This is a genomic window from Pseudomonadales bacterium, from assembly GCA_024234165.1.
GTDB lineage: Bacteria > Pseudomonadota > Gammaproteobacteria > Pseudomonadales > UBA5518 > UBA5518.
In genome coordinates, this window is sequence record JACKOP010000001.1 from 434,983 (window position 1) to 447,233 (window position 12,251).

The window sequence follows — 12,251 nt, forward strand, 5'->3', positions numbered from 1 at the left end:
ATAAGCGATCCCGTTGGCCGATTTCCACGCCAGGCGACGATCAAACGGAACACGCGGCCCGCCGCTCGACGTGTTACCCGAGCTGAACGTCCAGGCCAGTCATTCCTTCACTCTTGACAAAATCAATTTGTCTCGCAAGATAGTAATCAATTACTTTCTTACAGGTGTCGATATGAGCAATCGTCCGCAATATCTGTCGGCCGAGGAGCGACGGGCCGCCACCGTGCAGGCCGTGGTCGAGCTGGCTGCAGAGCAGAATCCCGCTGAAATCACGACTGCAGCGATCGCCGACCGGATGGGCTTGACGCAAGGCGCCCTGTTCCGTCATTTCCCCACCAAAGACGCGATTCTTGAGGCAGCAATGTCCTGGGTCGGTGACCGTCTGCTGGCCCGTCTGGACAAGGCAGCCGAAAACGCCGCATCTCCGGCTGCAGCACTCGAAGCCATGTTCATGGCACACATCGACTTCGTGGCAAGTCATCCCGGAGTGCCGCGCATGCTGTTCGGAGAACTGCAGCGCTCCGGCGAGACACTCGCCAAGCGGATGGTGCAGACCTTGCTCCGTCAATACGAACAGCGCCTGCGCCGCCTGATGGAAGCAGGCAAGGCGCAAGGCGAGCTGAACGCAGATCTGAATGTGGATTCCGCCGCCGTGCTGTTCATCGGCACCATCCAGGGACTGGTCATGCAGTCGCTGCTGGCCGGCAAGGTCAGTCGCATCCGCCGTGATGCACCAGGCGTGTTTGCCATCTATCGGCGTGGCATCGAAAGCAGCAAATGAAGGATCCGTCTGCTCCGCAAGCGCGACTTCAACCTCCAGACCCTTCCATGAATCGGGAGCAACAAACATGACGGCACACGGCGAACGCGCAATCTGGATGCGTGTGGTCTCCTTGATTGCGATCGGTTTTGGTCTGCTGACCATCAGGGAAGGCGGCGCAGTCCTGTTTGTCGACGGGACAGCGCGTGCTGCGGCCGGAAGCTATGTGCCGTTCGTGCTCTGGTTCAACTTTCTGGCCGGGTTCGCCTACATCGTCGCCGGCGTCGGCCTGTGGATGCGCCGGCACTGGGCCGCATGGCTGGCCCTTGCCATCGCGGTGACGACGGCGCTCGTGTTCCTGGCTTTCGGCGTGCACTTAGCTCTGGGTGGTGCCTGGGAGCGGCGCACGCTGGTCGCGATGACGCTGCGCACCCTGGTGTGGGCCGGCATAGCGGCCATGGCCTGGCGCCGCTCAGCGGTGAATGCGCAGGCTGCGCGCGGGCACTGAACACCTTTGTCCAGCGGAAATCCATCGATGACCACTCCAAACCTCCCCACCGGAAAAACCCGTTGGATCGTGATCGCCGTCACCGTGCTCGCTGTTGGCGGCGCGCTGGCGTTCTGGCTGACGCGTGGGAATGACAAACCGGATTCGTTGCGCCTCTACGGCAACGTCGATATCCGCGAGGTGCAACTGGCCTTCCGCCAGCCAGGGCGGGTGATGCAGATGGTTTTCGACGAGGGGGATGCCGTCAGCACCGGCGCGCGCCTGGCGGCGCTGGATGCGCAACCGTATCGGGACGCCCTTGTGGCAGCACAGGCCCAGGTGCAGGTAGCGCAGGCGGAGCTGGCCAAGCTGCGCCGCGGGCTGCGACCGCAGGAAATCACCCAGGCGCGCGAGGCGCTCCGGCAGGCCCAGGCGCTCGCCACCGAGGCCGAGCGCAATTTCCAGCGCCAGAGTGGCCTGCTTCCATCGGGTGCCAGCAGCCAGCGCACGGTCGATGCCGCCCACGCGGCAAGGGATCAGGCCAGCGCGAGCGTCGAGGCAGCCAGGGCTGCCCTGTCGCAAGCATCCGAAGGCTTTCGCAAGGAAGACATCGCCGCGGCCGAGGCTCGGCTTGCGGCCGCGCAGGCTGCCGCCGCGCAAGCCACCACATCCCTGGCCGACACCGAACTGATGGCACCCAGCGACGGCACCATCATCGCCCGCGTGCGCGAACCCGGCAGCATGGTTGCAAGTCAGAGCACCGTCTACAGCCTGAGCCTGGACAAGCCGGTGTACGTGCGCGCCTACGTGGGCGAGTCGGACCTGGGGCGCATCGCACCCGGTACCACGGTACGGGTCAGAAGCGACTCGTCGGAAAAGGTCTATCGCGGTCAGATCGGCTTCATCTCACCACGCGCCGAGTTCACCCCCAAGACAGTGGAGACGACGGATTTGCGCACCGCCCTGGTGTATCGCCTGCGCATCGTCATCGACGAAGCCGACAGCGACGCTGCCTTGCGCCAGGGTATGCCGGTGACGATCGATGTCGATGCCCAGCCAGCCGCAGGTGCACGCGCGGGAGAGCGTTGAATGCAGGCAAACGCAGCGATGGCCGCCACGCCGACAGGCCCCAGCGCCGATGTCGCTGCCGTCGTCATCGAGGGGGTGAGCAAGCATTTCGGCAAGGTGCAGGCCCTGCGGAACCTGAGCGCGCATATCCACTATGGGCGGCTGACAGGTCTGGTCGGCCCCGACGGGGCCGGCAAGACGACGCTGATGCGGATTCTGACCGGCCTGCTGGTGCCGAACGCCGGCCGTGTCACCTTGGCCGGCTATGACGTGGTCAAGGACAACGACGCCATCCACGTCGCCAGCGGCTACATGCCGCAACGCTTCGGGCTGTACGAAGATCTGTCGGTGATGGAGAACATGCGTCTGTATGCGCAGTTGCGCGGCATGGATGCGGATCGCAACGCCGATCTGTTTGCCGAGCTGCTGGACTTCACGCGGCTCGGACCCTTCACCAGGCGCCTGGCTGGCAAGCTCTCCGGCGGCATGAAGCAAAAGCTCGGCCTTGCCTGTGCGCTGATGGCGCGGCCCAAGGTGCTGCTGCTGGACGAGCCTGGCGTGGGTGTCGACCCGGTCAGCCGCCAGGATTTGTGGCGCATGGTGCAGGCGCTGACTGACGAAGGTATGGCTGTGGTCTGGTCCACCGCCTATCTCGACGAGGCCGAACGCTGCGAGAGCGTGCTGCTCCTGAACCAGGGGCAGCTCCTGTTCGATGGTCCGCCGCACGCACTGACCGCGCAGCTCGAAGGCCGCAGTTTCCGTCTGGAAGACGTCGGTGCCGAGCGCCGAGCGGTCCTGACCCAGGCACTCGACCTGCCCAGCGTGAGCGATGGCGTGATCCAGGGCGCCGGCGTGCGCGTGGTGTTGCGCGAGGGCGCTCAAGCGGAGCAGCTCCAGGCCCTGTCCGATCAGGCGCGAGTGGAGCTGGCGCAGGTGCCCGCGCGCTTCGAAGACGCCTTCATCGATCTGCTCGGTGGCGGCCCCGGCGGCACTTCGACGCTGGCCGAGCGTCTGCCGCCGGTTGAGCTGGGTTCCGACATTGCCGTGTCGTGCCGAAACCTCACCAAGCGCTTCGGCGAGTTCACCGCCACCGACAACGTCAGCTTCGAGGTGCAAAAGGGCGAAATCTTCGGCCTGCTCGGCCCCAACGGCGCCGGCAAGTCCACCACCTTCAAGATGCTGTGCGGCCTGCTCAAGCCGACTGCGGGCGAGGCGCATGTGGTGGGCCATGATCTTCGCCGCGCCACCGGCGCGGCCAAGAGTCGGCTCGGCTACATGGCGCAGAAGTTTTCACTTTATGGACTGCTCTCGGTACAGCAGAACCTGGAATTCTCGGCTGGCGTCTACGGGCTGGAAGGCAACGCCCGACGCGAGCGCATCGAGGAAATGATCGCCACCTTCGATCTGGGCGGATGGCTGTCCGCGACACCCGATTCCCTGCCGCTGGGGCACAAACAGCGCCTGGCGCTGGCCTGTTCGCTGATGCACCGACCCCCCGTGCTGTTCCTTGACGAGCCGACGTCAGGCGTGGACCCGATCACGCGGCGTGAATTCTGGACCCACATCAACGGCCTGGCGCGCAAGGGCGTGACCATCATGGTCACCACCCACTTCATGGACGAAGCCGAGTACTGCGACCGCGTCGCCATGCTCTCGCGTGCGCAACTGATTGCACTGAATACGCCCGACGCGCTGAAACGTTCGGCGATCAGTCCCGAACGACCCGACCCGACGATGGAGGACGCCTTCATTCATCTGGTGGAGTCTGCCGACCGTGAAATGGAGGCCGCCCCATGAGCGCCGCTGCACCACACAAGGACACGGGGGGCACCGTGCACGCCGATTTGCGGCGCTTCGACCTGCGGCGCCTCATCGCCCTGGTGACCAAGGAAAGCCACCAGGCATTGCGCGATCCTTCGACATTGCTGATCGCGTTCGCGCTGCCGGTGGTGTTGCTGCTGCTGTTCGCCTATGCGGTGTCGCTCGATACCAAGGCGGTTCGCGTCGGTGTGGTGCTGGAGTCACGCGGCGCCTCGGCTCAGTCCCTGGTCGCGGCGTTTTCCGGCACACGCTTCCTGGACACGCACTTCGTCCATGAGCGACGCGAAGTGGCCGACCAGCTCGTCTCGGGCACGCTGCGCGGCTACGTAGTGATTCCGCAGGACTTCGAGCAGCGTCTGGCCCAGCGCGGCAGCGAACCGCTGGTGCAGATCGTCACCGACGGCTCTTACCCCAACACCGCCAACTACGTCGAGAACTATGCCCGCGGCGTGGTCCAGTCCTGGCGCGCCGGACTGGATGTCGCAGCGCCGGCGCAGGCCGTCGTGCTGGAGCCGCGCTACTGGTTCAACCCCGAGCTGGAAAGCCGCCGCGCACTGATTCCCGGCGCCATCGCCATCGTCATGACGATCATCGGCACCATGCTGACCGCGCTGGTGGTGGCGCGCGAATGGGAGCGCGGCACCATGGAGGCGGTGCTGTCCACACCGGCCTCGGTGGCGGAAATCCTGATCGGCAAGCTGCTGCCGTACTTCGTGCTCGGCATGCTGGCCACGCTGGGCGCGGCGGCGCTGGCGGTGTTCGTGTTCGGCGTGCCGATGCGGGGCTCGCTGGCAGCGCTGCTGCTGCTGTCGGCGGTGTTCATGGTGCCGGCGCTGGGTCAGGGTCTGCTGATCTCGTCACTGGCGCGCAACCAGTTCCTGGCGGCGCAGATCGCGCTGTTCACGGGCTTCCTGCCGGCTTTCATCCTGTCGGGCTTTCTGTACGAGATCGACGCCATGCCGACGCCGATCCGGGCCATCACCCTGGCGGTTCCGGCGCGCTACTTCGTCGATTCGCTGAAGACGGTGTTTCTGGCCGGCGACATCTGGGCGGTATTCCTGCCCAACCTGGCGGCCATGATGGCAATCGGAGCGCTGTTCTTCGTGATCGCCAAGCGCGCCACGCGCAAGAACCTGGAGTGAGACCATGTTGAGCTTCGCGCTCTCGCTCACCCGCCTGCGCGCCCAGTTCATCAAGGAAGTGCTGAGCGTCCTGCGCGACCCGCGCAGCCGCATGGTGGTGCTCGTGCCGCCCATGCTGCAACTGCTTGTCTTCGCCTTTGCCGCGACGCTAGAAGTGCGCAATGTCGATATCGCCGTCTACAACCAGGACGTCGGGCGCTGGTCGCACGAGCTGGCGCAGCGCCTGGACGGCGCCCGCTTCATCACCCACGTCCGGCATGTCGACAGCCAGCAGCAGTTGCACGAACTGATCGAGCGCGGCGAGGTGATCGCCGCGCTCGCCATTCCCGTCGATTTCTCGCGCACCATCGCCGCCGGTGACAGCGGCAGCGTACAGGTACTGGTGGATGGCCGGCGCAGCAACTCCGGACAGATCACCGTCGCCTACCTGTCCACCATCGCCGCCGATGTCGGCGCCGAGATCGTGCCCGACGCCCAGGGACCGACGCCCGTGGTCGTGCGCCACTGGTTCAATCCGAACCTGGTCTACCGCTGGTACATCGTGCCGGGCCTCACCGGCATCCTGGCGCTGTTCAGTTCGTTGATGATCACAGCATTGTCGATCGCGCGCGAACGCGAACTCGGCACCTTCGACCAGTTGCTGGTATCGCCCACCTCGACGCCGGAAATCATCATTTCCAAGTCACTGCCGGCGCTCGCGATTGGCGCCGCGCTGGGCCTGTTCATGATCAGCGTGGGCGTCTTCCTGTTCGGCATCCCGTTCACGGGCTCGTTCGTGATGCTGCTCGCCAGCCTGGTGCTGTTCATCGCCTCGGTGGTCGGCATCGGTCTCATGATCTCTGCGGTCAGCATGACGCAGCAGCAGGCCATTCTGGGTGCATTCGCCGCTGGTATTCCGGCGGTGCTGATGTCCGGCTTTGCGACGGCGGTGGAAAACATGCCCGTCGTCCTGCAATGGCTGGCCCAGGCCATTCCGCTGACCCACTTCCTCGTCATCGTCGAAGGCAGCTTTCTCAAGGCCATGCCGCCAGGCGACATTCTTTCCAGCCTGTGGCCGCTGGCGCTCATCGCGCTGACATCGCTCACCACGGCCACGTTCTTCGTTCGAGGGCGATTGCAATGAAACTCGCGACCCACACCAGCTTCTCTTCCCGCGAACAGTCGATGCATGGAACACATGGATGCCTGCACCTGCGGGTGCTGGTGCTGGTCCTGACCTGCACTTTCTTGTCCGCCTGCACTGTTGTTGGCCCGGATTACCGGGAGCCTCCGCCAGTCGATATCGGTGACGGATGGACGCTACCACTGCTGGACCAATCCAGTGCGGACCGCCTGACCCGTTGGTGGTCCGAGCTGGGCGATCCAGTGCTTGAGCGCCTGGTCGATACCACCCTGGAACAGAACCTGGACCTGCGCCAGGCGATGGCACGCATCGATGAGGCCCGGGCACTGCGCGATCGCGTTGCCGGCAGGCAGTTACCCGCCGCTGGCGCCAGCGCGAGCGTCAACCGGCGAAGGCAGAGCGAGAATGGCCCGCTGCCCGTCGGCAGCATCCCCGGGCTCGATGTGACGCAGACGATTCACGACGCTGGCTTCGATGCTGCCTGGGAGATCGATCTGTTTGGCGGCCAACGACGCGCACTCGAGGGGGCCAATGCCCGACTGCAGGCAAGTAGAATCGACGCCGAAAGCGTGCGTCTGCGCATCGTCGCCGAGGTCGCACGCAATTGGTTCAGCGTCGTCGGCGCAGCTGAAGAATTACGCGTACAGCGGGCCAAGGTCGATACCTTGCAACAGACATTGGATCTCGTGCGCTTGCGCCATGCTGCGGGTGATGCTCCTTCTTTCGAAGTGGATTCAGCCTACGCACAGTGGCTCGGCGCCAATGCCTCGTTGCCAGATATTCAGGCGAACCAACGCGCCGCTGTGCTCGCGCTTGGCGTGCTGACAGGGGTAGCACCTGAGCGCGAACTGGCATTGCTGGATGCCGAACCACATCCGCTCGTCTTGCCTATGTTGCCGGTGGGCGAACGCGTCGATGTGTTGCGCCGACGCCCCGATGTACTGGCGGCGGAGCGACGTCTGGCTGCGAGTACGGCGGATGTGGGCGTTGCGACAGCCGAGCTGTTTCCCAAACTGTCGATCGGCATCGGTGGCGGCTTTCAGACACTTGACTCGAGTGATTGGTTCGAATCGCCGAGTTCGCGTTTTTCTGTCTTGCCACTGATCTCCTGGCGACTGTTTGACGGCGGGCGTGTGCAAGCCGAAATACGTGCACGCGAGGCGTCGGAACGACAGGCTGCGCTCGCCTACGAACAGACCGTATTGACTGCACTTGCTGATGCCGAGCGTGCTCTGAACGACTATCAGGCAGGGTTGGAAGCACTGCAACATCGCACAGCTGCCCTGGCGTCGGCGCGTGCAAGTTACGGTCACGCCAAGGCACGTCATGACGCAGGCGATATCGCGCTGGTCGATCTGCTGGTGGCTCAACGTAGCCTGCAGGAGACCGAAATTGCAGCCGTTCATGCGCATACCAATGCAACCGTGCGGTTGGTAGCACTGTACAAGGCGCTCGGTGGCGGCTGGGATCCAGCAAAGGTGAGTGCGCCATGAAACTGAAACAGCAAGAAGCGCAGGCCGGTCATCAGGTCTGTGCGTGACCGGTTTTGTAGCGCGCCAAACATGAACGGCATATGAACAAGCGCTTCAGTTCGCGTTCATGTCGGTTGTGGAAAATGGCCTCAATGCGCTGGCGTGGTGCCAACACACTTGACGAGAGGGAATGAACCTAGCCCACACGCAGCATCTTCATTCGCCGCTCCCTGATTGCAAGAGTCGGTGATCGCCGCGCCAACCAGCACCCTCGACATCCGGGAGATCTGTCATGAAAGCACGCTCGACCATGCAACGAAGCCTCGTTGTCCTGGCGGCAGGCATCATCGCACTCCCTGCCCTGGCCTCGGATGACTGCGAAGTTCCCCTGCAGCGCTGGCAGTCGCGTGATGCGGTGATGCAAATGGCCGTGCGCCAGGGCTGGGACGTGAGCCGCCTGAAGATAGACGACGGTTGCTACGAGCTGTACGGCACGGACGCCGAGGGGCGCCGCTTCAAGGCCAAGCTCGACCCCGAGACGCTGCAACTGGTGAAGATGAAGCTGCGCGACGAGAAGAAGGACCGGCATCGCTCGCAGGAACGCGACCATGAGCAGCACAGACACCCAACACCCTGACCGGAGTAAGCACATGTCCAAACCCATCCTGACCACGATTGCCGCCACCTGTGCGCTGACCCTGCCGCTGCTGGCACACAGCCGACCGGTGACGATTTCGACCACGCTCAACAATTACGGTGGCGACGGCGCCTACCTGGCCGTCTACCTCACCGATGCGCAAGGCGCCTACGCCGGCACGCTCTGGGTCGCCGGTGGCAAGGCCAAGTTCTACAGGCACCTGCGCGACTGGGCGCGTCTGTCGGCGAATGACACAAAACGACTCGATGGCGTCACTGGCGCCAGCGTCGGCGCCGGTCGAACGTTGAAGGTAACCGCCGACCTGGCCGATGCACTCATCGACGCCGGGTACGAGATCCACATCGACGCCGCTGCCGAGGACATGCGCGAGAGCCCGTCGGAGGTGCGCCTGCCACTGACCAGCGACGGCAGTGGCAAGGCTGTCGCCGGCAAGCAGTACATCCAGTCCGCGGCCTACCTGCTCGAGTAGGCCGGGGCCACCGACTGACCAGGAAAGGACCGCACCATGATCTGGCGTTTCATGCACCGCTGGCTGGGACTGACGTTGGGCAGCGTGGCACTGCTGCTCGCACTGACCGGCGTCATTCTGGCCACCTATCCGGCGATCGACGCGTTCAACGCCCTACCGGCCGCAAGCGAGCTGTCCGTCGCCACGCTGGCCGAGCGCATCACCGGCCGCATTGCCGGTGTCGAGCAGATCCGTCGTCTGCCATCGGGCGACATCGTCGTCTACTCGTTCGACGATGGGCAGGCGCAGGCGGCACGCATCGACCCGGAGGACGGCAGCGTGCTGCAGAGCTGGCAGCCATCGGCGTTCTCGCGCTGGGTGAAGAATCTGCACCGCAGCCTCCTGCTCGGCGATGCCGGGCGCATGATCGCTGCAGCCGTGGCGCTCGGCATGCTGTTGATCTCCGTCTCCGGCCTCGTGCTCATGGCGCGGCGCCAGGGCGGCATGCGGCATCTACTCGCACGCGTGCGCGGCAGCAGTCTGCAGCGCCTGCACGTGGTCAGTGGTCGCATCGTGTTGCTGGTCCTGCTGCTCACATCGCTCACGGCGCTCTACATGAGCGCGGCCACCTTCGGTTGGGTATCGGTGGAGAGCGATTTCGACCCCGACGTCGTTTCGCAGATATCACCAACCACCAACGGTACGGACCTGGCGCCCCGGGAACTACCGCTGCTGCGCGATCTGCGTATGCGTGATCTGCGCAAGCTGAGCGTACCCGCTGCCGATGATCCCGAGGACACCTGGCTGGTGGCGACCGACCACGGCGAGGGCTGGATCGACCGCCACACCGGCCAGACGCTGGCCTGGCAGGATGCATCTGCCGCACAGCGCGTCTACGACTGGATTCTGCTGCTGCACACCGGCGAGGGTGCCTGGGCCTGGGCTCTGGTGCTGGGTGCCATGGGTACCAGCATCCCCATGTTCTGGGTCACCGGACTGCTGCTTTGGCTGCAGGGTCGTCGGCAATTGCCCAGGATTCGCGACAACAGCGCGGTACGCGACGCCGAGGTGTTGATCTTCGTCGCCAGCGAGACCGGTTCGACGTGGGGGTTTGCCGAGGCGCTGCACCGCGCTTTCGTGCACGCAGGCCAGCGCGTGCATACCGGTGCGCTGGAGCACTTTCAGGCGAATACGACGGCCCAGCAGGTCTTCGTGCTGGCAGCCACCTACGGCGACGGCCAGACGCCGGCGCACGCGGTGCAGGCCATCGAGCGCATCCGGACGCAACCGGTGGGTACGGCAGCAGTGACCGTGCTTGGTTTTGGTGACCGCCAGTTCACCGCATATTGTGGCTATGCCGAGGCCGTGGACAACGCGCTGCGCGCACGCGGCTGGCCACAGTTGCTGCCACTGGAACGCATCCACCAGCAGTCGGCACAACAGTTCGCGCTCTGGGCCGAGGCGCTCAGCGCTGCCCTGCTGCCCGGGCTCGGCCAGCCGCTCGTGGTCGACTATGTGCCACGCGTGCCGGCAACGACGACGCTCACGCTTGTCTCACGGCAGGACTTCACGGGCGAGCTGGGTTGGCCGGCGGCGATTCTGCGCTTTGCCTGGCCCAGGCAAAACGGGTTCATGCGTCTGGCTGGACGCGGCCTTCCACGCTTCGCCGCCGGCGACCTGGTTGGCATCGTAGCGCCAAACGTGCACGCACCACGCTACTACTCACTGGCATCGAGCTGGCGCGACGGTTTCCTTGAAATCTGCGTTCGCAAGGTCCCCGATGGTCAGTGCTCGCCCTTTCTGCACGCCCTGCAGCCGGGTGATGTGATCCAGGCATTCATCAAGACAAACCCCGGTTTCGCGCTCGAACGTGCACGCGTCCCTGTGCTGCTCATCGGCGCTGGTACCGGCGTCGCACCGCTGGTCGGATTCATCCGTGACAACCGCAGGCACACGCCCATGCACCTGTTCTTCGGGGCACGTGATCCGGCACGGGATTTCTACTTTGGTCCGGAAATGGAGCGCTGGCTGACCGCCGGGCAATTGGCCACCCTGCGCACGACTTTCTCGCGCGTCGATGCGGGTGGTGGCTACGTGCAGGATGCGCTGCGCCGCGACGCCGTGCGCGTGCAGGAGCTGATGCGCCAGGGCGCCATCGTGCGCGTCTGTGGCAGCCGGCCCATGGCGCAGGGTGTCACCGAAGCGCTCAACGAGATCCTGGGTGCGGTCAAGCTCAACGTGCAACAGCTCAAGGCCAGGGGGCGCTATGCGGAAGACGTGTTCTGAAGCGCCAATGCGGCGCCTCAAGCTGCACGGGCCGACCATGGCCACGCGCTGGTCACTGATCTGCGACGCCGGCCCGGAAGTGGACGAACCAGCACTGCGTCGCAACCTGGCCGTGGTCGTCGACGAGGTAGACCGCCAGATGTCGCCGTGGAAGCCGAAAAGCGACCTGACGCGGCTGAATGCATCGCCTGCTGACACCTGGGTATCGCTGCCCCCGGCAATCCTCGAGGTGCTTGCTCGCGCACTGGAGATATCGCGTTTGAGCGACGGGGCGTTCGATCCCGCCGTCGGCACGTTGGTCGATGCCTGGGGCTTCGGCGCCGCCCGTGGCGAGCCCGACGTCCAGGCCATCGGCTGCGCCCGCAGCGAGGATGGGCGTCCGGCGCACAACTGGCTCGAGCTGGACCTGACGGCCGGGCGTGCCCGCAAGCACGCACGCATGCAACTGGATCTGTGCGGCATCGCCAAGGGCTACGCTGTCGATCGCATGATCGCCGTAGTCCAAACCCACGAGGTGGAGCATGCACTTGCCGCGCTGGACGGCGAACTCCGTGCACTCGGCCACCAGGGCAACGGGGAACCATGGGCGATCGCGCTCGAGAGTCCGCAGTACACACAGCGCACGACACGCAGCGTGATCGAACTGGCGGATCTTGCCGTTGCCACTTCGGGCGACTACCGGCACTGGCTGCAGATCGGTGGCGTGCGCGTCGCCCACACCATGGATGGGCGAAGCAGCGTCCCGGTGCACAACGACGTTGCCTCGGTCACGGTACTGGCCAGGGACGGCATCAGCGCCGACGCCTGGGCCACGGCACTGCTCGTCAGCGGCCCCAACGCTGGCCTCGCGCTGGCGCAACGCATGGGACTGGAAGCGCTGTGGCTGTTGCGTCGTGAGGGAAGTCTGGTGGAGCTGGGCCTGGGGCGTTTTGCAAACCCGTTGTGATGGAAATCAGGGCACCTGCATCTGCTCATCCGTTAAGTAC

Annotated in this window: 11 protein-coding genes; all 11 read left to right on the top strand. The window is 64.9% G+C overall.

Features of this window, described 5'->3' with window-relative positions; genetic code table 11:
* Positions 1–172: 172 nt before the first annotated feature.
* The gene (locus tag H7A12_01800) at positions 173–781 is read left to right on the top strand and encodes a TetR/AcrR family transcriptional regulator (protein MCP5319563.1); all 609 of its coding nucleotides are present in this window, start codon (positions 173–175) and stop codon (positions 779–781) included.
* A 67-nt stretch (positions 782–848) separates the two neighbouring features.
* A complete protein-coding gene (locus tag H7A12_01805) occupies positions 849–1,268 on the top strand; it encodes a hypothetical protein (protein MCP5319564.1) in 420 nt (139 codons plus the stop codon).
* A gap of 27 nt (positions 1,269–1,295) precedes the next feature.
* Positions 1,296–2,336, top strand: a complete 1,041-nt coding sequence (gene hlyD, locus H7A12_01810; GenBank protein MCP5319565.1) for a secretion protein HlyD — start codon at positions 1,296–1,298, stop codon at positions 2,334–2,336.
* Entirely contained in the window at positions 2,337–4,112 is a 1,776-nt protein-coding gene (locus H7A12_01815) for an ABC transporter ATP-binding protein (GenBank protein MCP5319566.1), read from the top strand.
* A complete protein-coding gene (locus H7A12_01820) occupies positions 4,109–5,278 on the top strand; it encodes an ABC transporter permease (GenBank protein ID MCP5319567.1) in 1,170 nt (389 codons plus the stop codon). Before H7A12_01815 ends, H7A12_01820 begins: the two co-directional genes overlap by 4 nt.
* A gap of 4 nt (positions 5,279–5,282) precedes the next feature.
* Positions 5,283–6,401, top strand: a complete 1,119-nt coding sequence (locus tag H7A12_01825) for an ABC transporter permease (GenBank protein MCP5319568.1) — start codon at positions 5,283–5,285, stop codon at positions 6,399–6,401.
* Positions 6,402–6,442: 41 nt separating this feature from the next.
* Positions 6,443–7,894, top strand: coding sequence for a TolC family protein (locus tag H7A12_01830; GenBank protein ID MCP5319569.1), 1,452 nt, complete (start codon positions 6,443–6,445; stop codon positions 7,892–7,894).
* 271 nt (positions 7,895–8,165) lie between these two features.
* On the top strand, positions 8,166–8,510 hold the full coding sequence (locus H7A12_01835) for a PepSY domain-containing protein (protein MCP5319570.1): 345 nt from the start codon (positions 8,166–8,168) through the stop codon (positions 8,508–8,510).
* 13 nt (positions 8,511–8,523) lie between these two features.
* Positions 8,524–9,000, top strand: a complete 477-nt coding sequence (locus H7A12_01840) for a DUF2271 domain-containing protein (protein MCP5319571.1) — start codon at positions 8,524–8,526, stop codon at positions 8,998–9,000.
* Positions 9,001–9,036: 36 nt separating this feature from the next.
* Positions 9,037–11,265: a PepSY domain-containing protein gene (locus H7A12_01845; GenBank protein ID MCP5319572.1), complete on the top strand. Its 2,229-nt coding sequence runs from the start codon at positions 9,037–9,039 to the stop codon at positions 11,263–11,265.
* Positions 11,246–12,211 carry an FAD:protein FMN transferase gene (locus tag H7A12_01850; protein ID MCP5319573.1) on the top strand — a complete coding sequence of 322 codons (966 nt, stop codon included), beginning with the start codon at positions 11,246–11,248 and terminating at the stop codon, positions 12,209–12,211. The genes H7A12_01845 and H7A12_01850 overlap by 20 nt, the downstream gene beginning before the upstream one ends.
* Positions 12,212–12,251 lie beyond the last annotated feature (40 nt).